We start from the raw sequence: 23396 nt of genomic DNA on the forward strand, positions 1-23396 counted from the left end.
TTTCATTAAGAAATCAACTGTTCATTATAATATTGCTCAAACTGATCGGGTGTTAATGGATGGCTGAAATAATACCCTTGCGCTCGGTCACAATTCAGCGATTGTAACACATCGACTTGTTTCGCCGTCTCCACCCCTTCAGCAACAACATTTCGTCCTAACTCATGCGCGTAACTAATCATACTACGGACAAGTGCCTGCATTTCAGGTCGTTCTAACCGATCGATAAAATATTTATCAATCTTAATCGTATCAAAATCAATCTCCCCAACGTTCATCAGAGAATTATAGCCTTTCCCGTAGTCATCAATCTCCACTTGATGACCATATGTGCGAAGTTTTGATAACGACTTGAGTAATTTTTGATTATTTTGTGATGTCACACGTTCTGTAATTTCGATCGCAATTTGTGAAAATTCTAAGCCTCGTTCTTTAATCGCCGCTCGTTTCCACTCAATAAATGCTTCATCCATCAATTCATGTGTTGTCAAATTAATCGCGACTTTAATATCGATCCCCTTTTCACGCCACGCCACAATTTGATCTAACGCCTTTTCTATGACCCATTTAGAAATACGCTTAATATGCCCGACTTCTTCAGCAACTGTAATAAACTCACCCGGACCAATTGGTGTTTTATGACCACGATCCCACCTCAGTAATACTTCAGCACTTTTGACACTATAATCCGTTAAATCGATCTTCGGCTGAAACACTAAATAGAATTCATCCTGCTCAATCGCATTTAATAGCGAGCCTGCAATTTCATAATTCAACTGATTCTTCCGATTAATCGCTTCATCATAATAAAACACGCCTGTTCCGAATTCACTCTGTTGGTCCAATGCAACCCGCGCTTTGTTAAACACGTCTAGTCCATTATCTGCTTCACCTTCGTAATGCACCATGCCTGCTTTAATCGCAATCCGAAAAACATAACGGCCAATTTGAGTTGAGGAACTATAGCCTTCAATCATCTCGGACAAGTCATGATATACTGTTTCATCATCCACATCGGTTAAAATCACAATCTCATCATCACTCATCGAATACAAATAATCACGCCCGAAACGACGACTTAAGTCTTGAATAATTCGTTCGATCACTTGATCAATAATATGGTAATTGACGTATTTACCAATGCCATCTAAATTCGTAATTTTAAACGCAATCAAGGAAAACGTCTCTCCTCTAACTATTTTCTCATTCAAATCAGGAAGCATTTTATTAATATTATAAAGTCCTGTGAAAACACTAATGTTATCGCGTTCGCGTTGTGCTTCATTTAGCTTTTCAATTTTTTCAATGGTGTAGCCAATCGCTAAGCCAATTAGTGAATAACTTAACAACCGAATCGACCAATTCATCATCGATTGCATCTCGCCTGCTTCGACATATAACGGCATGAAAGGCCCAATCACTAAGCCGGATAACGCGCCGACAGCTAGCCCACCTTTGGCACCCCAAAAATAAGCCCCAAGTAATATTGGGATAAAGATTACGTAAGGAACCGCAGTATGTGTGCCACCGAATATATAAATCACATAAAATGAAACGATTTCTAACCCTGCGATGAACATGATTCGCTTCAACCATGTGTTCATATAACCACCCGGAACATCCATGACGCATCAGCCTTTCATCAGACAATCCTGACATCGAAATTTGTCTAAATTATAACACATTTCGCATAAAACGAAGAAATTTTCTTTATTTTCACCCTTACGTATTCCAATTTCCATGAATATATACTACTATAAACATAACGATCGTATACTTAATGAGAGGTGACTAACATGCCAAAGACAATAGAAGAGAAACATCATGTTCGCTGGTTAGGACAAGGAAGTAAAACAATTGTATTTTCACATGGATTTGCATCCGATCAACAGACGTGGAAATGGGTGACACCTGCATTTGAGGATGACTACCAATTATTGTTGTTTGACTTTGTCGGTTCAGGTCAATCGGACTATTCCGCATATGACTTTAAACAATACAGCACATTAGATGGGTATGCTGAAGACGTTATAACGATTTTAGATCATTATGAGTTAAATGATGTTATATTCGTCGGTCATTCAGTCAGTGGTATGATTGGTGCCATTGTCGCAAAAGAAAGACCTGATTTAATCGACCAATTGTTCATGATCGGAGCCTCACCTCGTTACATTAACGAACCACCTCATTATACGGGTGGTTTTGAGGAACATGAAATCGAACAGCTCCTTACGATGATGCAAACGAACTTCGTTGGATGGGCGAGTTATATAGCACCTGTCGCATTACCACCTAGTGAGGGGCGCGCGCAATCGTCTCAACTTGAAGAGAAGTTCAAAGACAATGACCCAGCCATTACACATAACTTTTTAAAAATTACGCTTTTAGGTGATTACCGCAATGTTTTAGCTGACGTCACATGTGATACAATTATTTTGCAATGTTCTGATGACAGTTTCGTTCCAATTGAAGTAGGGCATTATTTACGAGACCATATAAGCAATAGCCGTTTACACATTTTAAGTGCGAAGGGGCATTATCCACATATGAGTCATCCTAACGAAACAGCAGGAGCAATAAAGCAATATTTAACAACTTAGGAGGCACTAATATGTTTAGTGACCGAATCGACCACGCCACGTGTGGTATTTTGACCTTGGACATACAAGGCCATATCCTAAAAACCAATCAAACGTTCACCCAATTCATTGCTTACACTAAACAGCAAATTGAAGGCGAACATATTGAAATGTTGTTAAATAATGCAAACCGATTCTTCTTCCACTCGTTTATTTATCCTAAACTCCGAACAGAAGGTACCATATATGAAGCGCATATGACTTTAACGAAGCGTGACGGAAAAGAAATCGACATTATGTTTAACGCTCGGCTATTTGACACCGATGATGGGCAATTCATCGATTGTGTCATTTTACCGATGGAAATTCGCATACAACACGAACACGAATTGCGTTTAGTTAATCAAAAACTTCAAGACACACTTGAGGAAAAAACGGAGTTACACAACGCTCTTGAGAAAAAACAGCAAGAACTCGTTGAATTAAATGAACAATTAAAAATATTGGCATCATACGACCCGCTGACTAATTTATACAATCGACGTGTCTTCGTTGACCATTTATCTCAAGCCATCGACGATTTCCATGATAATAAAAAAACGTTCTCACTTTGTATTATCGACATCGATTTCTTTAAACAAGTCAACGATCATTACGGACACGGCTACGGAGACGAGGTCCTGAAATCGTTGGCGTTAACGATGCGGAACTTTTTCGGCGATAACGCTATCGTTGCACGGTTCGGTGGGGAAGAGTTTGTTGTTCTCATACCTGATACAGATGAGGATGAGGCATTGGCGATCACTGCTAATTTGCGCGAAACCATTCGTCATGAAACGTGGAACGAGATCAATTTAACCATTAGTATCGGGATCGCTACGATGACGAAAGACGATATCGCTGACACCTTAATGTCGCGCGCTGATTTTTCACTTTACGAATCAAAACGAAACGGACGCAATCGCGAAACCGCGAACGTTAAACCAGATCTCACATAAAAGCAATGCAATGCCATAATAAATGGCATTGCATTGCTTTTATTTACTCGTCCTCAGGCGCTTTTTGCATCAATGACTCTGGAATCATTTCAAACCCTTCGACGACCGTATTCTCTTCGACCTCAATCATTAAGTTCAACTTCCCACCAACAACCGTTTGTCTGACATACTTTAAATCTTGTGGGCTTATCGAAATATCGGCGACTTTGGTTTTAATTTTAATCGATTTTTTATTGTAGTTAGGTACGACATTGTTAGCCTTCAGTTCATGTAATTCATTATCGATTACCGCTTTGAATGCTTCTTGAACCTTCTCAGGCTGAGCTTCTTCAACACCGCTATTCACCAACACATCACCAACATCTTTGTAATCTAACGTCGGAGCATCGTCATCTTCATGTTCTTCGACGACTCGATTCACTTCATCATACACACTCGATAACGTTCGCGTATCCATTTGCTCTCCTGCGACACGCTTTAACACTTCCTCAAATACGGCCTTGTCTTCTTCAGCTGTTACCGCATCTTCTGCATTCAACACGTCTTCAATAAACTGTTCGTTTAACGCATTCGCCTTACCTGTTGAGTACAAAACATGATTCACATCACTGGCCTGGTCAGTAATCGTTGGAAATAAAAAGCCTGAAATCGGCGCCTGCAAATTAATGATGGGATCAACGACGATATTATATTTAAACTCTTTTTGCACATAATCAAACAGCAATTCTTTTTTCGGATCTTGCGTTTTATTCACGCTGCACAAAATAAACGGATGAGCATACATAGCATCGGTACGGCTTTCGTCGGATTCCTCGCTCACCTTTTTCCCAGAAGTCCGGAATTCGGCTTTAATAAATGTGATCACGATATCCATTTCATATGGCTCGCCGCTTAACATCTTCTCAACGAGTTTCAACATTTCCGCTTTCCACACGTCTGTCTCTTGTGCCAACAATCCTTGATGCAAAATAAACTGACTGCTGTTCTCCACATCGCGTTTGAATTTTAATTCGAACAACTTTTGGTCTAACTGCCCGGTTAATACTTTCTTGAAATTTGTCATAAACAACTCTTGTTGCTCTGCTTCTAGCATTTCAAACGGCATGCTTTGGTGATGATAGATTTCGTTCGTTTCTTTCATAATATACACATTAAAAATATCGTGAATCGTTAATTGATCATTGTCGACTTTAAATTGTTTTCGGACATTTGCTACATCTTGCTTGTTCAATGCGTTCACTCCTCTAACTGGTCTTAACTTCCGCCATTCATTTTAACACAACACAACGAATAACAAATCAAGACGATGACCTATTGCATTGCACATGACATTAGAAAGTTGAATCTTGTCACTAGTTAACGACTCACCTGCAACACTACTGAACGAATCATCCTTCAAATTGATAGAATTAACACAAAAACTGCAAGAATCCTTCTCACACCTGATAGAATCCACCAACAATAAAAGGCTGTCCCGTAATCGAGACAGCCCTTCATCAGCTTATTGATCTTTCTTATTCATCTTTTCTTCTAATTTAGATAGTTGATTTTTCGCGAAATCGCGTCCGCCGATACCGAATGAAATCGCAAACGCGACCATTAAGCCACCTAGAATGAGCAAGAAGCCAATATTAACGATCGTCTGCGCGAATCGTAATTGATCTAGTGTCATGAAAACCGCAAAGACAATCACAATGTATTTGACGATTTGCGCTGAGAAGACACTGTTTGTGTACTTGCTAATCCAATTACTGAGTAAATTACCTAAGAATAAGCCGCCACCCAGGATGAGTAAAGCGCTTAATAAGAATGGTAGATACGTAATGAGCGCATTACCAATTTGGTTGAGTACTTCTAACTCAAGTACATTTAACGCTTCAACGGTAAAGAATAAAATGATTAACGTCTTCGTGACTGTACCTAGTAATTTGGCTAAGTCGACTGACGGTTTGTCGGCATTGTTTAAACCAAATGATTCGTAAATGTTGTTAATACCTGTGCCTTGTAGCAAGCTCGTTAAGAGATTACCGAGCAGTTTCGCCAAGTAATAACCAACGATGAGTAAAATTATCGCAACAAAAATGTTCGGGATCATCGTTAGCACATCGTTCAACACAGCTTGAATTGGCTCTGATATCGTCTGAATACTTAATGCTTCAAGTGCAATCGTAATAATTGGAATGAGAATAATAATGAAGATGATATTCGCTAAGACACTTGATAATGTTGATTGTGCGTCTTTTCCGCCTTCGTCGTTCGGGCTAATCTTATTAAACCATTCGTCTAAATTTAAGCTCTTGAAAAATTTCTCAAATAGTTCTTTAATCAGTTTCGCAATGAAGTAACCTATCACTAAAATAATGGCTGCAGCTATGAGGTTAGGGATAAATCCGAGAAGTTTATCCATCATATTAGAGATTGGATTTGAGACCGAATTCATGTTTAACGCGTCTAAAATCGCTGGTAAGAATAGAATAAAGACTAAGAAATAAATGACTTTACCAGCACTTTCGAGAATCGACTTACCCTGATTTTCGTCATCCACCATTGGCGTCTTACCTAATCCTTTGTGGACACCGACTTTCACAAACAATTTCTGCACGATGCCTTTTGCAACTGCAGCGACGATCCATGCTAACACTAATATCAACAGCGCCGCGATAACATTTGGAACCGCCTGAATTAAGTCGTTCAGCATGTTTTGTAATGACGTGTTTAAATCGTTCATGTAACCTCTCCTCTCTAAAATTTTCTGACGACTCACAGATATATATAACCTGAAATCACAAATTTAAACAATTTTCGTGAAAATAATTACAAATTAAGTCATTATACCCATTATAAAAAAACCGCTTCAACTTTCAAAAGATCGTTGAAGCGGGATGACTATTATCATTCGTTTACTAACGGTTCATCTGTTTCTTCCCATCGCCAAAATTCTTGTGCAATATTTAGCGTTGGCCCGAATTCTAGCATAGACGTCTCTGGATTTTCTGCATGCTCTTCTATATAAAAGAATCGTCCATTTCGCTCTGCTAAAATAGCCCGACCAGTTGCGTCAGTCCCTGGCCCATAACGATATTCATCAACTGCCCAACTAGGTGGGTTTTGTGCGCCATTACGTCCTTGTGCAAAATTGTCTAAAATATAATCCCACGCTTCTTGGCGTGACACATCTTCATCAAATATACCCAAACTCAATTGTCCTTCTCGGTCATCAGATGTCGTGAAAATATATTGTTCCACTTGATCATCCTCAGTTTCTTCTAACTCATAAGTGGATGGTATATACGTACTGAATTGTAGTTCTTCGTTATAAAATAATTGAAATGTTTGTTCAGCGACACCATCATCAACTTGATATTGAATCATCGGTTCTTCTTCTCGCTCAGTGTCTGAATCAATCGACTGATCGTCCGTTTCAACAACGGAAGGCAATTGCTGTGACATTAGCTGCAACAAAACGTCACCATCACTCCATTGTTCTGGTTCATCGTATGGAAATTCGAACGTCATCTTCACATACCGACCACTCAATTCACCGTAATAGATTTCTTGGTAGGTGTCTCCTTCGATGAGGATGTGGTAACCACCTTCCAAAATATGATAAGGCATACCGCGACCGATCTCGGGTAACTCATCTTCAGATAAGGCTTTGACCTCATCACTCTGAATGCCTTTATTTTGCACCATATCGTCGACGGAGCTTTCGACATTATTGGCATTCGCACCAGGACTGTAATAATCGAACATAATATGATCGCCTATTCGGATCCGTTCTTCTATTTGGTCACCATTACCTGTTTCCTCGCTCACTTCCCAATCTTCAGGGATATACATATTTAAAGGTAGCGCATCTACTTCAAATTGGGTGAACGTCTCTTCCCATGTTTTGCCTTCATATGAAAACTCAACCGTTTGATAAGGTAGACGATTGTTTGAATCCAGTTCAACATCTTCTGGTGGCACCACTTCAAATGACGGTTTATTCACTTCAAAATCAGCTTCTTCTTCAATCTCCTCATTGTCATCCTCATCTTGTGGCTCCTCATCATTTTCGGTATCTTCCGTTTGGTCGTCTTGCTCTTCTTCATCTTCGTCTACAGCTGGAGCATCCTCTTCGCCAAACCATGTTCCAATCTGTTCTTGGACCGGTGCTGTGTTAAAGAGTAACAGAGCTCCGATACCGAACGCTGCAACCGTTCCACTCATCGCAAACCAAAACGACCGCTTCTGCTCGCGTTTTTGTTGATGTCCCTCTTCTTCACGCGCTTCACTCACACCACGCATCATTGCCATCATACTATCGTGCTTCGAGCGGTCAGATAAATCGGCTTGTGACTGTTCCATCGCTTCACGAATACGTTTATCTGTTTCACCTAAGTGACGTCGAGTCTGTCTACTCATAAACACTCACCTCGCTTTCCATCCGATGACTCAGTTCTTTTTTCGCCCGTTTTTGAATGCCTTTCACAGCAACTGTTGTTTTCTCCATCACTTTCGCTGTCTCGCGAATGGACAATCCTTCTATAAACCGCAAATGCAACACTTCTCGGTACGTATAGGGCAAATCTAATATATCGTCTACGACATCTTCATAACCAAATTGCCCCATGACAACAGACTCTGCCGACGCTTTCGATTCCGACAATGCCTCCACCACATCATGGTCCATCGACGTTTCGTGCTGTCCATTTTTATTTGTACGGTAATAATCAATTACGGCATGACGACATATCGAAAACAGCCATGTTTTGAACGACGATCGTCCTTTGAATTTGGCCAAATTTTTCGCTGCCTTATAAAACACATCTTGTAAGAGCTCTTCCGCATCATGATAATGGTTCGTTTGTATATATAAGTACTGAAACACACGGTCCACATAACGTTCATGCAAATCTCTTACAGCGCTATCGTCACCAGCTAACGCTTGCCGGATCAGTTCTTCATCTGTCATCATCACCCCACCTTTCTGTTTTGTTACCCTTTTAGACGATGATCCTGTCTAAAGGTGTCGCAATCATTCATTTTTTAAATTAATTTTTATATTGGCTCTGTTAAAGTTTAATGTTGATTTTTAAATGATAATAGCACTGAGTTGTTGAATTGTGAGGAGCGGAGGTGGCGACTCCTGCGGGAACAGCACGAGTCTCGAGACCCCGCGAGATGCACCTGCGTCTGCGAGTTAACGCTTCGAAGTAGGCTTCCTCGGTGCAAGTTGCAAGGCAGCTTATTCGATGATTTTGCCTGGCTCGAGCCGTGCCCGCGGAAAGCGTCCACCGGCAGCGGATCACAATATCAACAACGGACTTTAATAAAGCCTTTATATTAAATAAAAAAGAGCTTGGAAATACTACCCAAACTCTTCTCTAAAGCTGACCATGAGCATACTAATCTTCTATCCACTCGCTCATCACCTTTTGAGCATCTTCATCACGCAAAATCCCGAAATGAGACAACCCATCTAAAATGGTCACATTAACTAATTGATTAGACGCAAAAACTTCCTCATATGCTTTTGCATGAAACGATCCATCATCTGTACCTGCAACAACGAGTGTCTCTTCATCTAAACCTGCGATATCTGATTGAAAATCTGAACGAGGATGCATGGATGTTTGTAATCGATAATCATACGTCAACGTTTCGGTTCCGTCACGGTAGGCTTCAGGCATATTGAACGAAATCACTGATTGCCCGTTTAAATACGTGAGCCCAATCTGATTTAACATAGATAATCCAATCATCCGCGGAAGGCTGACGTTTGCCCAGCCGTTTTCGCTATTATTGACATCTGATTCATGATGAATATAAGGCGCAATTAATAAATACTTGGCAATATCGTGCTCGCCACTGCCACCCGCATAACGAATAACCGTCCCGCCCCCACTCGAATGACCACCGAGAATAATAGGCTGATTGGGATGTGTCATTTTGATATGAGCCATCAGATCATCAATATCATGTTCTAATTGGCCAATATAATCAACTTGCCCACGCTTTTCAGGATTTGGCCCATGCCCTCGCATATTCGGGGTATAAACTGTCGCCACTCCCGCATCAGCCAACCGACTAGCAAGCGGCGCTAAGTAACGACTATGATAACCAGACCCATGCAATAATACAAGCACTCGGTCCGCTTCAGACTGATACGATCGATACGATAACCGAGTCCCATCACGCGCTTCGTACGTTTGTAATGACGGGGTAGACTCACTTGATGTTTCGATCTCATTAAAATTCAAATCGGTCACTTGATTCTTTGGCTCTTCGACAGGACCTAACAACGCTAAACCGTGTGCGATCAATAGATAAACCCCAACCGATGTCGAAACAACAGTCACGCCAATTTTCATGATTTTATTAATAGGATCAATCCTTTACCATGGAATTTTTTATTATTCTAATAATATCATCTTGCAAAAATATACTCAATATAAGGAAATTATGATATGCTTAACACCATAAGGAGGGGTTCAAGATGGAACAACCGATAACGATTTATAACCACAAACAACACCCAATCACGTTGAAGGCATTACGACTCACCAATTATGTTCGTGCCCAGATTATTGAAGCAATCGATGACTCAAGACAACTCTATTATTTATTTTTCTATAAAGGAAAATACATCACGGCTAAAACGACGTCGACGCTTAAACGTCATTCCTTTACCGCCAAAGCCTTCAGTGACGGCCATGTACACGATGCCCCACATCCGTTCATACAAGCCATTACAACAAACAACCCTCATATGAAAGTCATCAATAACCAACAATTACTTCGCAAGCTTAACGATAAATACCCGAAACATGACCAAGCCTACATGCTCACGATGTTTGAATCGTTCATATCCAAACAACAACTATTCGACCAACTCAAAGCCATGTTTTACGAAGACCGCCGTGAAGGGCAATTATTTTCTGCTTATCAAATCGTGAGAATCATGAAAGACTTCGCTCCCAACCATAGTCTCGTTAAGTCCTTAACGAATGACCGCATCTTCAAAAAATACTTTACGATGTATCAAAACCAAGACGACAAACTGTTCCAACACGATATGATTGAATCCGAAAAAATCATGTTCCACAACCATGACGAGTATCTCGACCGCTACATCAACCATCTTCAATCAGAAGCAAGACAACTCGAAATCACGATGACCCTCTATCATCAATTGATGCACCATCAAACAGACGCTTTATTAAGCCTATTTGAACAAAACTTCCCTGATACCTTATCCAACCATGATTTGTTAAACCTTTATGATGACTTAACAACATATACGTCCACTAAAGCCTTACACAACCGTCTATTAACAACATGTATCGAGCACGGGCAAGTCGAACGATTATCGAGTATTGTCTTAAGATACGACCTAGACCTCTCTGATCATGAAGCAACACAATTAATCGACATGTTCACACGACAACCATCAGACCATTTGACGTCTCACCCACAGGGACTACAACGACTGCTTCTCAAACTAATTGAATACAACCCAGATGAAATAGACAGAATACTGCAACCGATTGTGAGCCAATTACTCACGCATTATGACTTAGATGAATTGAATAAATGGTTAAGTCCATTCCGCGACTTAAATCCAAACGCAGACGTCTTAACTAAATTTGACCGTATTTACACATTAAATAACGACTTAGACCACATTCAATCATTAGGCGAATTATATTTCGAATTCAAACAATGGGACCAAGCACTCGACTGTTTCAGCATGGCATCAGAACTAAGTCCAAATGACACAAAACCGTTAAAATGGATCTCGAAAACGTATTTAGAAAAAGGATTAAAAGAAGAATCCAACGTCTATCAAAAGATGTATATCGATATGGAAAAGCAAGCTTACTAAAAACCGTCCATCATTTGTCTAACAGCTTGTCCTTCATTATGTTACGATAATGTTTAGCGACATCATTTTGGAGGCAAACCATGGATAAGCTCAATCAACCAAAAAAACTAGCACAAAGCAAATTCATCGTTTGGAGCCTGATGATTACCATCACCCTTATATGGGGGTATACGTGGGTGTTAATGAAGGCCTCGCTCGACTATATGGGACCATTCACCTTTTCGTCATTCCGCTTCGGAACAGGCGCCTTAACTTTACTTCTGATCGTTTGGATCACGCGACTCGGCTTTCCTCCAAAACGATACGTGAAGCCTTTAATGGCGATCGGCTTTTTACAAACGACGGTTGTTTTCACGTTAGTGATGTTTGCGTTAATGTTTGTTGAAGCTGGAAAATCGTCGGTGTTGTTATATTCCATGCCCGTTTGGAGTAGTTTATTTGCGGTGAAATGGTTAGGCGAACCATTGACTCGATGGAGGACAGCAGGACTTGTATCAGGACTACTCGGTTTACTGACCATTTTAGGGTGGGATATTTGGCTAGGCCAAAGCCTGGCTGTCATTGCAGGAGAACTACTTATTATTTTAAGCGCTGTATCATGGGCTGGGGCGAATATTTTGTATCGATTAAAAGTGTCCGACCTACCGAAAATTCAGTCATCTGCCTTTCAAATGTTGTTCGGTGTCATCGGGATTTTCCTTGCGACACTCGTCATGGAAGGCGGACAATCTATAGATTTCACTGCTGAAAGTATTTATTACATAATGTTTTCAGGCGTCCTTGCCTCAGCCCTTTGTTTCACCGTATGGTATGTGATTATGAGCACTGTCGATATGGTGACAGCAACCATTTCAACGTTGTTAGTGCCAATGTTTGGCTTATTATTCAGTCATTTATTATTAAATGAAGCGCTGACTGCCAGTATTATGGCTGGTTCAACACTCATCTTATTAGGCATTGCATTAACACAAATAAAAATAGAACCAAAAGCCTAAAGCTCTTGATTCTATATCACATTAATTGTTGATGACGCTAGGTTCTCGTTGACTGCTTTTGAATCGTACCGTTTTCAATGCCTAGCTCATCTAACCAACGACGGTAAGCGATCGTAAGGGCATCTGATTTAAGATGCATTTCAGCTTGCAAATCTAACGGCAGCAATTCTGGCTTTTGACTTTCGACAATATCGAGGTCTTGATAAAAAATCGTGTCTTGAAACTCTCGATAAGGCTCATCTGGTTGATCTAATTCATAATTTCGCGTTAATAACATAAAGACTTGGCACTGTTCATCATCTAATTGGTTCACAGCCGTAAAGATCGTCAATGCCTCATCCAAGCCTTCCGTCGTTTTCGTAAACCGTGCAACCGTCGGGCTTAAAATTTCATAAACATAATCCGTATAACCACCTTGTCCACGACCATCTGCATCTGGCTGATAAACAGGAATCTTACTCGTGATAAATCGACCATCGACAAAATTCACATCATAATCGACAACTTCAGCATGGTCAGCATCCCCCAACATGCCTTCATGCACAAACATCAAATGTGACACATCGAGGAAATTTTCGATAATGCGCGGTGCATTCGCCTTCACGTCATAAGGACCACAAATTACCGTGCGATGATCGTCTAATCCATACTCTGGAAAGTCAACAAGGGCTTCAGGCGCATCACCTAAACAGACCCAAATCAGGCCTAAATAAGTTTGACAATGATAGACGACTGCTTTTGCCTTTTTAGGGATCGGGCGTTCACAAGGAAGTGCTGGAATCTTAACACATGCTCCGGTGCCGTCATACTCCCACGCATGATAAGCACAAACTAAGCGCCCATCGACAACTTTTCCTAACGATAAGGAAGCACCGCGGTGAATGCACAAGTCTTTAAACGCGTGGACACCTCTTTCGTTACGAAATAACACAACAGGCTCGCCTAACACACGGACTTGTTTCGGTTCATCGGTCACCTCATCTGCCTTACAAACAGGATGCCATTGATTCCATAATTTATCTTGTTGCATACGTCATCTCCCTTTCTGTCGTCACCGTTTGATCATCCGATTTTTCAGGTAACACGATATTTAATACGAGGGCACTAATAGCTCCTACAGCCGTCCCAGACGACACGATATACATAACGATATTCGGAAGCGAATTCGACACCTCAGCTGGAATGAGCACCGCAAACATAGCCATCATCACGGGTACACCAATGACGATCATATTCCGTTCAGTAAATGGTGAATGTTTAATGACTTTAAAACCGTTCATCATAATCACAACACATAAAATCGCAAACACTCCATTAATAACGACACCAGGAATACTAGCAATCACATTCATAAATTTCGGCATCATGCCTAACGCAACTAAAATCATACCGCCTGCTAAAATGGGTCTACGATTCCGAACACCTGTAATCGCAATAATACCGGCATTGGATGAATAACCTGTCACAGGCGTACCACCAAACAACGACCCGACAAAACAACCTAACCCTTCGCCAAACGCACCGCCATTGAGCCGTTTATCATCTAGCTCTTGATCTGACACTTCACTGACCGTAAACCACGTACCGGTCGTTTCAATCACGACAATGACATAAATCAACATCATAATTAAAATCGCATCTAATTCAAACGTCGGTGTCCCTAAAGCAAAAATACTCGGTAAAGCAAACCAAGACGACGAAGCGACTGATGAGAAATCGACTAAACCGAAGAATGAAGCGGTAATCGTCCCAATGCCAAGCGATAAAATCACCGACATTAATTTAATAAATTTAAACTGTGAAGCCGTCTTCTCACCGATATACATACTACCAATTAGGACAGCTGCCGTTAAAAAGGCTATAAAGAAATTAACATTAAAACTCCCTTCAGCACTATATATCGAATTAATCGCACTCGGCATCAACGAAATGCCAACGACCACGATCACCGTTCCAGCCACAATCGGCGGAATGAATTTCAATACCACTTTACTAAACAACTTAAGCGGTTTTCCTAACAACGCGATGAGTATGGCACCTGGCATTAAACTACCAATCATTGCCCCCATACCCGATGTCGAACCAATCGCCGCTAACGCACTTAACGGCACAAACGAAGGCCCTTGCATGACGGGTAATTTCATCGCAAACCCAGCTTGAATTAACGTCGCAATCCCGCACGCTAAAAACGTCATTTGTATTAATAACGCTGTATCACCGACCGATAAAGACAATAGCCCTGCTAAAATGATCGGCGGAATAAACAAATCCATCGCCAAAACATGCTGCAACCCCACAAAAAATGATTTCCCTACAGATGTCTGTTCCTCATGACTTTCATGAGACGTCACGACACCCGCTTCATTTGATTGTCCCATTTTACCCCATCCCTTCTTGGTTTTCTAATCACAATAAAAAAGCTCGCCATACCTACTTTTCATCTGAAAAGCAAGTACGACGAGCTGTATACACTACACTTGTCCTCTAATCATGATAGATAGACTACACCCTGTACTGCTCTTCATAGTCAGTTTATTTACGGTAAACTGGTAGAAACTCGCAGGCCATATCCCCGCTATTATATGAAAAACATATAGATCGAATATTAATTCAATTATTCAATGTTCGTTAATTGTATTTATAAATGAGTTTTTCTTATTCGTTACAATTATAATGTAACAAAAAACGAATGATTAATCAATTATGCATTTTAAAAGTTTGTTTTTTATAAATCATCGCGACTTTTTCAACCTAGTGCCACATCTAACATCATCATAATCGTAAAACCTACGATTAAACTCAATGATGCTAAATCTTTATGGCCATTTTCATGCGAGCCAGGGATCACTTCCTCAGCCACGACGAAAATCATCGCCCCTGCTGCGAAACTAAGCGCAAACGGTAATAACGGTTCCATCATCGTCACCGCCAATACCCCGACAACAGCTGAGATCGGCTCAACCATACCCGAAAACTGACCGTACATAAAACTTCTCCGGCGTGACATCCCTTCTCGTCGAAGTGGCATCGAGACAGCTGTGCCTTCTGGGAAGTTTTGAATACCTATTCCAAGGGCTAATGTCACAGCGGCTGCAAGTGAAGTAGAATCAAAACCGCCTGCGACTGCTCCAAAAGACACGCCAATGGCCAAACCTTCTGGAATATTGTGCAACGTAATCGCTAAAATTAACAACGTACTTCGTTTACGCTTGCTCGGATTCATCCCTTCAGCGTCTGTCATCGACGTATTCGGATGCATATGCGGTATCAATTTATTAATCCCCCAAAGGAAAAAGGCACCTGTCAGAAATCCTGATGCTGCCGCTACCCACGCTGGCAATGTATCAGATTCAGCCATATCAATCGCCGGTGCCAATAACGACCAAAAGCTCGCCGCAATCATGACACCTCCTGCAAACCCTAACATCCCATCGAGTAATTTTTGACTCATCGTTTTCGTCGTAAATACAAGCGCAGCCCCTAAAGCCGTCATCCCCCACGTAAATAACGTCGCGAGTAATGCTTGCATCACAGGGCTTAACGATATAAAGATATCAATCATATGTTATCCACTCCAAATCGACTTCAACATTTAATGATGACTTTCTGTATCCAATTGACACATTAAGGAATCGTCATGCGGATGATCGTCATTTTCTAACTGAATGGTCACGTGACCTATTTTTTGATGTTCCAGTTCATGTTCAATTCCTCGTAGCAGCGATTGGCATTCACTCACGGTTAAATCATCTTCTACAACAGCATGACATGACAACGCATTTTGACCACTCGTTATACTCCATACGTGTAAATCATGAATACTTTGGACACCATCGATACTCGTTATACTTTGAACAACTTCGTCTAAATCTACATTCTTTGGTTTACCTTCCATTAAGACGTGAACCGATTCTCTCGATACCCTTACGCCACTAATTAAAACTAAACTAGCGACGATGACACTCGCTAGCGGGTCAGCCCACCCCCATTGGAAGAACATAATAAGTAATGCTGCTACAATCGCTCCAACTGAACCGAGTAAATCACCTAAAACATGGAGGAAAGCAGCTCTTAAATTTAAATTGTCTTCTGTATCACCCTGGCGCATCAAGATCCAAGCGACTAACACATTAACCGCAAAACCAATAATCGCAATCACAAGCATTCCGATCGAAGCGACTTCAGGTGGATCAATAAAACGTTGATACGCTTCATAAAAAATATAAAGCGCAATGAATACTAACGTGACACCATTAAACACAGCCGCTAATATTTCAAACCGTTTATAACCGAATGTTTTACTATAGTCCGCCACTTTTTCACCAAGCGTAAATGCGAGTAAGCCAACACCAAGTGAGACTGAATCACTCAACATATGACCCGCATCCGATAATAAGGCAAGACTATTTGTCAAAAAACCACCAATTGCTTCGATAATCATAAAACCACTCGTAATTAAAAAACTAATAAACAGTGCTTTTTTATTCGCACCGTGTGTATGGTCATGTCCATGATCATGCCCCATCTTAATACCTCCAAATTCTACAATGTTAACTATGACGAGCGTGTTCGATCGTTTGCTCTAACATTTTCATCACATGTTCGTCATCATGCGAATAATATAGTGTTGTACCGTCTCGACGATATTTAACTAAGCGTAAGTTTTTCAAAAATCGGAGCTGGTGAGAGACTGTTGATTGTCTTAAGTCTAAGGCTTGAGCGATCCCATTCACCGAATATTCATCATGAAATAGTAAATGAAGTATCTGAATACGCGTAGGGTCACCAAGCGCTTTGAACGTTTGTGACACAACAAAAAGCGTCTCGTTATCTAAAGATTCATGATGCATCTTCATATGTTGCTCATCACTCATAGGGATACACCCCTTCTGAATATGATTATATTAATATATATTCATATATTAATAAAGAAAGCGCTTCTGTGTCAAATAGCGTGTGATTTCATAAAGTTTATAAAACATTCATTGACGTCAGTTGTTTTCATAAAATAGTTATGAGGTGATAACCGTGGCGAGAGTCGCATATACCGAGAGTGACATCGATTTAATTGCAAGAATGATTCGTGCGGAAGCCGTCGGTGAAGGTCGACTAGGTATGTTAATGGTAGGGAACGTCATCGTCAACCGAGCACGAGCGAATTGTTTGGACTTTGAAGGATTAAGCTCTATACGTGACGTAATCTTTCAAATTCAAGGCGGAAATTATTCTTTTGAAGCTGTGCAAGAAGGAAATTTATTTTATCAACGAGCACGAGAAACAGAAAAACGATTAGCCCGACAAGTTGTGAAGTATTGGAGACAACAACCTGCAAAGTACGCGCTTTGGTATTTTAATCCGTATGATGAATGCCCTCCAACATGGTTCAGCCAACCCCTTACCGGACGTTATAAAGAACATTGTTATTATGAACCACAGGCTAGTACGTGTGATAGTGCTTATCGGTATTGACCGTTACTTTAGCTCTAATCAAAAAATAAAACCCACAAATATTGATTGCTCAACATTTGTGGGTTTTATTTGAATTATAGTACCGGTGGCCGGGCTCGAACCGGCACTCCACGAGGGAACGTGATTTTGAGTCACGCGCGTCTGCCAATTCCGCCACACCGGCATGGACACGTTTTTTCACGTGCATTAACCATAATATGACGAAATGGCTTGTTTGTCAAGATACTATGCCACTCAAATTTACAATTCATCAAATCCGTTATCATCCGACACTTTCGTATATTGACGCGATTTCTGCTCGAAGAAATCGGACTTACCTTCGTCGGCATCTTTATAGGCCTTAATCCATTTAAGCGGATTGTCTTGGACGTCTGGAAATGGGATAGGTGCCCCCATTAACTTACACCGTTTATTCGCTGTGTATTGAATGTATTGTTCTAACTCATTCATATTGATCCCATCAATTTTATTACCAATGATATGTTCGCCCCATTTCACTTCTAGTGCTGTCGCCTCGCGAAATGTATCTGTCACGAATTGCAGATTCTCATCTGTATTCAATTCAGGATTCTCATTCAACGTTTCTTTAAAGATATGAGCAAACAAATTCACGTGCAATAGTTCATCGCGATTAATATAGTTAATCATCGTGCTCGTTGACACCATCTTCTGATTACGGGCTAAGTTGTAGAAAAACGCAAATCCTGCATAGAAAAACAAGCCTTCTAACACGACATCATACACGACCGATTCTATGAAAGCTTGCGGTGATTTTTCTTTCACAAACCGTTCATACCCATCAGCAATAAACTGATTCCGTTCCATTAACACCTCATCATGCTTCCAATATTCGAAAATAGCATCTTGCTCTTGTTTATCAACGAGAGATGACAAGACATACGAATAAGACTGGTTATGAACAACTTCTTGAAAGGATAACACTTGCATCAGTGCTGCCAGACTCGAGTCGGTTAAATAATCGGCTACTTTTGCCGAATAATCCGTTTGTACTGAATCTAAAAACGCTAATAAGCCGATGATCTTTTTAAACGATTCGCGTTCGTCTTCCGTTAATTCAGCCCACTGTTTCTGATCGTTCGACATGTTGATTTCAAACGGCGTCCAGAAGTTAGCGAGCATATTTTTATACATCGGATAGGCCCATTTGAACCGGACATCATCCCAGTTAAGAACATTTGAACTTTCACCGTTAATAATACCTGTCGATTGATTAGGCGCATTCAAATCATATAATTGGCGTTCTCGCATTGTCTGTTCCATGATTAACCTCCTTTATGACTCACAACTTACGCAATCGTCAATATCTGAAGACGTTGAGCGCGTATAGTACGTCGTTTTAAAACCTGACTTCCAAGCCGATAAATGCAAATCGAGCAATTCTTTCGCTTTAATCGTATTTCGGACATAAAAGTTAAAGGAAATAGCTTGGTCAATATGGCGTTGACGCTTTGCATTTTGTTCAATCGTCCATTGATGATCGATATCGTAAGCCGATTTATAATACCAAAACGTTTTAGGATTTAAGTCTGGTGCTGTGACCGGAATTTTATAATCCTTCTTTTCCTCAGAATAAAATTTCTTAAATATTGGATCGATACTCGCCGTGCTCCCTGCAATAATGCTCGTACTAGAATTCGGTGCGACAGCCATTAAATAGCCATTTCTAAGGCCATATGACTGCACGTCTTGTTTCAACCTTTGCCATACTTCACTCGTATAGCCTTTATCATCAAAATAGCTTCCATCATCCCATTTCGACCCCTTAAACAACGGATAAGCGCCTTTTTCTTGCGCCAACTTCATACTCGCTTGAATCGTTAAATAAGCAATCTGTTCATATAACTCATCTGCGAATTGTATTGCCTCTTCAGACTCCCATGCGATCTCGTTTAAGGCTAACAAATGATGATACCCAAATGTCCCTAATCCGACGGCACGATAGTTTTGATTCGTCATTTGTGCTTGTAACACTGGAATATGGTTTAAATCAATCACATTATCTAACATGCGGACTTGAATCGGAATCAGACGCTCAAGAACTTCTGCAGGAACCGCTTTGCCTAAATTGATACTCGATAAATTGCAAACCACGAAGTCCCCAGGCGATTTCGTCACGACAATTTTACCGTCTTCGGTATACTGCTCATCAACTGTTGTCGCGCTTTGGTTTTGCATAATTTCAGTACAAAGATTTGAACAATAAATCATACCGGTGTGATGGTTGGGATTTTGCCGATTTGCCTCATCACGATAAAACATATAAGGCGTCCCCGTCTCAAGCTGACTGACCATTATTCGTTTCATTACATCAATCGCGGGCACAGTTTCTTTCGTCAATTCAGGATGGTTCACACATGCTTCGTATTTCTCTCTAAACGCCCCAGATCCCAGCTTTTCATCATAATAATCTTCTAAACTAAAACCCATTACCTCTCTTACTTCATGTGGATCAAACAAATACCAATCGTCACGGGCTTCCACTTTCTCCATGAAAAGGTCCGGTAGCGTCACTCCTGTAAACAGATCATGCGTCCGTTGACGTTCGTCGCCGTTATTTAATTTCGCATCCAAAAACTTAAAAATATCTCGATGCCAAATATCTAAATAAACCGCTATAGCCCCCTGACGTTGGCCGAGTTGATCCACACTGACAGCCGTATTGTTCAATTGCTTCATCCACGGCATTACACCGCTCGAAACACCTTTAAATCCCTTAATCGAACTGCCATGTGAACGAATCTTGCCAAGGTAAACGCCGATGCCGCCCCCATTTTTCGATAAGTTCGCAATATCTGTATTTGAATCATAAATCCCTTGTAAGCTATCATCGACTGTCTCGATAAAACAGCTCGACAATTGCCCATACGATTTACCCGCATTGGCAAGTGTTGGCGTTGCAACCGTCATATAAAGGTTACTTAACGCCCAATATGCTTCCTTTGCTAGCTCCATGCGTTTGGATTGTGGCTCATGCATCATTAACGTTAACGCAATGGTTAGAAATCGTTCTTGAGGCAATTCATAGACGTGTCCATCATGATCTGTCGCTAAATAACGATCGGCTAATGTTCTAAGTCCAATGTAGGTAAACGCTTCATCGCGTTCAGATACGATCCAAGAACTCGCTTCGTCCAGTTCTTCTTTCGAGTAATGATCTAATATATCAAAACTATAAATCCCCTTGTTGCTAAGTAATTGTTGCAGTTCATAATACGATCCATAACGTTCATTTGACTCGTATTGTCGATTATATGCTGCTTGTTGATACATTTGACGCAAGTAAATTCTTGCGCATACGTACGTCCAATCAGGTTCTTGAGGGCTAATATGGTCTAAACCTCGCAACAATAATTCATTCGTAATTTGATGTGTTGTTACTTCGCCTTTTTGAGTCATCGTCATCATCACTTTTTCTTCAAACGACAAGACATCTAAATGCTCATAACCTTCCGTCACATCGTGAATAAACTGGCGAAGTCGCTTTTCTGAAAAAGCACTTTGATCATCACCATTTAAAACGACTGTACTTACATTCGTCACCATCGACATGTAGAAACCTCCCTAATACAAAAAAATTCGCTTCCAACGAGGTTGAAAGCGAATAAAACGACTTATATGACAATGGTAGAGTTGTTACCTACCTGTAATCACCGCTGTCGTTCCATTCTCTTTCACCCCGAAGACAATGTAACTCGGCTCATACAGACAGGTCTCCTGACTTACGCTTCTTTTTACTCTGGGCCTTCCCTTATAAGTAGCTCTAACTCATCTTATAAAGTGGTCATTCCCATTTCATCCACGCTTACAGTTGCGGGGGCAGTTTTGGACTTGCACCAAATTCCCTATTAAGCCTATCAAAGGCATCCGCATAAGCTGAATACAATATGTAGTTTTAAGTTGTAACAAAACAACTATATATTGAGTGTAATAGAAAATAATTAATATAGCAAGAGTGAATGTATGAAAAAATATCATGATGGACTGTAGAGAACGTCGATAGATAGCAATAGAGACGGGAAAACAGCGGACTATAAAACAAAAAAAGTTGATAAACGTAACGTCTACCAACTTGGCTTATGTAATCAATTTGAAATGAGATATGGAGGCGGCAACCGGATTCGAACCGGTGATAAAGGTTTTGCAGACCTCTGCCTTACCACTTGGCTATGCCGCCATCGATAGCTGGTATTTTGAGAAGTCTAGAATTAAAAAAATGGAGCGGAAGACGGGATTCGAACCCGCGACCCCCACCTTGGCAAGGTGGTGTTCTACCGCTGAACTACTTCCGCAAGTGGCTGGGCCAGTAGGATTCGAACCTACGCATGACGGCACCAAAAGCCGTTGCCTTACCGCTTGGCGATGGCCCAATATCAAATGGGGCGACCGGAGGGATTCGAACCCTCGAATGCCGGAGCCACAATCCGGTGCGTTAACCTCTTCGCCACGACCGCCATATGGCAGGGGTAGTAGGAATCGAACCCACATCAAAGGTTTTGGAGACCTTCGTTTTACCATTAAACTATACCCCTAAAAGTGGTGGAGGGGGACGGATTCGAACCGCCGAACTCTGAGAGAGCGGATTTACAGTCCGCCGCGTTTGGCCAACTTCGCTACCCCTCCAAACAAATGGTGGCTCGGGACGGAATCGAACCGCCGACACACGGATTTTCAGTCCGTTGCTCTACCGACTGAGCTACCGAGCCAATGAATGATAACACTTGCGATTATTCATTTTTAAAATGGCGGTCCGGACGGGACTCGAACCCGCGACCTCCTGCGTGACAGGCAGGCATTCTAACCATCTGAACTACCGGACCAATTTGGTTGCGGGGGTAGGATTTGAACCTACGACCTCCGGGTTATGAGCCCGACGAGCTACCAGACTGCTCCACCCCGCGATATTGACTGTTAATCCATTGTTATGGATCCCAGTGAAAACTAAACATGACACGTTTATTAGTGTACTTTTTATTAAGTTGAAAGTCAACCAATAATTTTAAATGGTGGAGGATGGCGGGCTCGAACCACCGACCCCTTGCTTGTAAGGCAAGTGCTCTCCCAACTGAGCTAATCCTCCGATCAAAAATGACCCGTACGGGATTCGAACCCGTGTTACCGCCGTGAAAGGGCGGTGTCTTAACCACTTGACCAACGGGCCGTGTGCTTAATGGCGGAGAGCGAGGGATTCGAACCCTCGAGACCGCGGTAGCGGCCTACACGATTTCCAATCGTGCTCCTTCGACCACTCGGACAGCTCTCCAATAAATGGCTCCAGCGGCAGGATTCGAACCTGCGACCAATTGGTTAACAGCCAACTGCTCTACCTCTGAGCTACGCTGGAATATGTTTAACTGTCCATGAAGGAATATTTCAGCCCGGCGGCGTCCTACTCTCGCAGGGGAAGAACCCCAACTACCATCGGCGCTAGAGAGCTTAACTGCTGTGTTCGGCATGGGAACAGGTG

General features: G+C 41.4%; 18 protein-coding genes, 14 tRNA genes, 1 rRNA gene and 2 riboswitches. Of the genes, 5 read left to right on the forward strand and 28 right to left on the reverse strand.

Annotation, left to right across the window (positions count from 1 at the left end; genetic code table 11):
• Positions 1-5 precede the first annotated feature (5 nt).
• Positions 6-1625, reverse strand: coding sequence for an EAL domain-containing protein (locus tag ABID56_RS08220; RefSeq protein WP_354220147.1), 1620 nt, complete (start codon positions 1623-1625; stop codon positions 6-8).
• Between the two features lie 171 nt (positions 1626-1796).
• Between ABID56_RS08220 and ABID56_RS08225 the strand changes: the two genes are divergently transcribed.
• Both ABID56_RS08225 and ABID56_RS08230 read left to right on the forward strand, forming a co-directional pair.
• Positions 1797-2600 (forward strand): alpha/beta fold hydrolase, encoded by an 804-nt coding sequence (locus tag ABID56_RS08225; protein WP_354220148.1) that lies wholly within the window; start codon positions 1797-1799, stop codon positions 2598-2600.
• Positions 2601-2611: 11 nt separating this feature from the next.
• Complete coding sequence (locus ABID56_RS08230) at positions 2612-3577, forward strand: sensor domain-containing diguanylate cyclase (RefSeq protein WP_354220149.1); 966 nt, start codon at positions 2612-2614, stop codon at positions 3575-3577.
• 43 nt (positions 3578-3620) lie between these two features.
• Here the strand turns inward: ABID56_RS08230 and ABID56_RS08235 are convergent, their stop codons facing one another.
• The 5 genes from ABID56_RS08235 to ABID56_RS08255 all read right to left on the reverse strand — a co-directional run bounded on the left by ABID56_RS08235 (position 3621) and on the right by ABID56_RS08255 (position 9885).
• Positions 3621-4808, reverse strand: a complete 1188-nt coding sequence (locus ABID56_RS08235; RefSeq protein WP_354220150.1) for a DUF4317 domain-containing protein — start codon at positions 4806-4808, stop codon at positions 3621-3623.
• Positions 4809-5078: 270 nt separating this feature from the next.
• Positions 5079-6305: a mechanosensitive ion channel gene (locus ABID56_RS08240; RefSeq protein ID WP_354220151.1), complete on the reverse strand. Its 1227-nt coding sequence runs from the start codon at positions 6303-6305 to the stop codon at positions 5079-5081.
• 164 nt (positions 6306-6469) lie between these two features.
• Entirely contained in the window at positions 6470-7984 is a 1515-nt protein-coding gene (locus ABID56_RS08245; protein WP_354220152.1) for a hypothetical protein, read from the reverse strand.
• On the reverse strand, positions 7977-8534 hold the full coding sequence (locus ABID56_RS08250; RefSeq protein WP_354220153.1) for an RNA polymerase sigma factor: 558 nt from the start codon (positions 8532-8534) through the stop codon (positions 7977-7979). The genes ABID56_RS08245 and ABID56_RS08250 overlap by 8 nt, the downstream gene beginning before the upstream one ends.
• A gap of 433 nt (positions 8535-8967) precedes the next feature.
• The gene (locus ABID56_RS08255; RefSeq protein ID WP_354220154.1) at positions 8968-9885 is read right to left on the reverse strand and encodes an alpha/beta hydrolase; all 918 of its coding nucleotides are present in this window, start codon (positions 9883-9885) and stop codon (positions 8968-8970) included.
• Positions 9886-10058: 173 nt separating this feature from the next.
• Between ABID56_RS08255 and ABID56_RS08260 the strand changes: the two genes are divergently transcribed.
• Together ABID56_RS08260 and ABID56_RS08265 are read left to right on the forward strand one after the other, a co-directional pair.
• Entirely contained in the window at positions 10059-11447 is a 1389-nt protein-coding gene (locus ABID56_RS08260; protein ID WP_354220155.1) for a hypothetical protein, read from the forward strand.
• 80 nt (positions 11448-11527) lie between these two features.
• On the forward strand, positions 11528-12442 hold the full coding sequence (locus tag ABID56_RS08265) for a DMT family transporter (protein ID WP_354220156.1): 915 nt from the start codon (positions 11528-11530) through the stop codon (positions 12440-12442).
• 37 nt (positions 12443-12479) lie between these two features.
• Here ABID56_RS08265 and ABID56_RS08270 read toward each other — a convergent pair whose 3' ends face one another.
• From ABID56_RS08270 to ABID56_RS08290, 5 genes are all read right to left on the reverse strand, one after another.
• Positions 12480-13472 carry an aromatic ring-hydroxylating dioxygenase subunit alpha gene (locus tag ABID56_RS08270; RefSeq protein WP_354220157.1) on the reverse strand — a complete coding sequence of 331 codons (993 nt, stop codon included), beginning with the start codon at positions 13470-13472 and terminating at the stop codon, positions 12480-12482.
• Positions 13459-14820 carry a nucleobase:cation symporter-2 family protein gene (locus ABID56_RS08275; protein WP_354220158.1) on the reverse strand — a complete coding sequence of 454 codons (1362 nt, stop codon included), beginning with the start codon at positions 14818-14820 and terminating at the stop codon, positions 13459-13461. Before ABID56_RS08275 ends, ABID56_RS08270 begins: the two co-directional genes overlap by 14 nt.
• 126 nt (positions 14821-14946) lie before the next feature.
• Positions 14947-15048: riboswitch (purine riboswitch) on the reverse strand.
• 140 nt (positions 15049-15188) lie between these two features.
• Complete coding sequence (locus tag ABID56_RS08280) at positions 15189-16004, reverse strand: ZIP family metal transporter (RefSeq protein WP_354220159.1); 816 nt, start codon at positions 16002-16004, stop codon at positions 15189-15191.
• 30 nt (positions 16005-16034) lie between these two features.
• A complete protein-coding gene (locus tag ABID56_RS08285) occupies positions 16035-16967 on the reverse strand; it encodes a cation diffusion facilitator family transporter (RefSeq protein WP_354220160.1) in 933 nt (310 codons plus the stop codon).
• A gap of 25 nt (positions 16968-16992) precedes the next feature.
• A complete protein-coding gene (locus tag ABID56_RS08290; RefSeq protein WP_354220161.1) occupies positions 16993-17316 on the reverse strand; it encodes an ArsR/SmtB family transcription factor in 324 nt (107 codons plus the stop codon).
• A 154-nt stretch (positions 17317-17470) separates the two neighbouring features.
• On the opposite strand from ABID56_RS08290, the gene ABID56_RS08295 reads away from it, so the two are divergent.
• Entirely contained in the window at positions 17471-17911 is a 441-nt protein-coding gene (locus tag ABID56_RS08295; RefSeq protein ID WP_354220162.1) for a cell wall hydrolase, read from the forward strand.
• 80 nt (positions 17912-17991) lie between these two features.
• Here ABID56_RS08295 and ABID56_RS08300 read toward each other — a convergent pair.
• From ABID56_RS08300 to rrf, 17 genes are all read right to left on the reverse strand, one after another.
• Positions 17992-18074 (reverse strand) — tRNA-Leu (locus ABID56_RS08300).
• A 77-nt stretch (positions 18075-18151) separates the two neighbouring features.
• The gene (locus ABID56_RS08305) at positions 18152-19192 is read right to left on the reverse strand and encodes a ribonucleotide-diphosphate reductase subunit beta (protein ID WP_354220163.1); all 1041 of its coding nucleotides are present in this window, start codon (positions 19190-19192) and stop codon (positions 18152-18154) included.
• Positions 19193-19204: 12 nt separating this feature from the next.
• Positions 19205-21481 (reverse strand): ribonucleoside-diphosphate reductase subunit alpha, encoded by a 2277-nt coding sequence (locus ABID56_RS08310; protein ID WP_354220164.1) that lies wholly within the window; start codon positions 21479-21481, stop codon positions 19205-19207.
• A gap of 138 nt (positions 21482-21619) precedes the next feature.
• Positions 21620-21815, reverse strand: a riboswitch (cobalamin riboswitch).
• Between the two features lie 217 nt (positions 21816-22032).
• Positions 22033-22106 (reverse strand) — tRNA-Cys (locus ABID56_RS08315).
• Positions 22107-22146: 40 nt separating this feature from the next.
• Positions 22147-22221 (reverse strand) — tRNA-Gly (locus ABID56_RS08320).
• A gap of 3 nt (positions 22222-22224) precedes the next feature.
• A tRNA-Gln gene (locus tag ABID56_RS08325) sits at positions 22225-22299 on the reverse strand.
• A gap of 8 nt (positions 22300-22307) precedes the next feature.
• Positions 22308-22383 (reverse strand) — tRNA-His (locus ABID56_RS08330).
• 4 nt (positions 22384-22387) lie between these two features.
• A tRNA-Trp gene (locus ABID56_RS08335) sits at positions 22388-22461 on the reverse strand.
• 5 nt (positions 22462-22466) lie between these two features.
• A tRNA-Tyr gene (locus ABID56_RS08340) sits at positions 22467-22552 on the reverse strand.
• Positions 22553-22559: 7 nt separating this feature from the next.
• Positions 22560-22635 (reverse strand) — tRNA-Phe (locus ABID56_RS08345).
• 37 nt (positions 22636-22672) lie between these two features.
• A tRNA-Asp gene (locus tag ABID56_RS08350) sits at positions 22673-22749 on the reverse strand.
• Positions 22750-22753: 4 nt separating this feature from the next.
• Positions 22754-22830, reverse strand: a tRNA-Met gene (locus ABID56_RS08355).
• Positions 22831-22933: 103 nt separating this feature from the next.
• Positions 22934-23009: transfer RNA gene (locus ABID56_RS08360), tRNA-Val, on the reverse strand.
• A 9-nt stretch (positions 23010-23018) separates the two neighbouring features.
• Positions 23019-23090, reverse strand: a tRNA-Glu gene (locus tag ABID56_RS08365).
• Between the two features lie 10 nt (positions 23091-23100).
• Positions 23101-23192: transfer RNA gene (locus tag ABID56_RS08370), tRNA-Ser, on the reverse strand.
• Positions 23193-23198: 6 nt separating this feature from the next.
• A tRNA-Asn gene (locus tag ABID56_RS08375) sits at positions 23199-23273 on the reverse strand.
• 32 nt (positions 23274-23305) lie between these two features.
• Positions 23306-23396 (reverse strand): 5S ribosomal RNA (gene rrf, locus ABID56_RS08380); the annotation flags it as partial.

This window comes from Alkalibacillus flavidus (genome assembly GCF_040545925.1).
Lineage (GTDB): Bacteria > Bacillota > Bacilli > Bacillales > Alkalibacillaceae > Alkalibacillus > Alkalibacillus flavidus.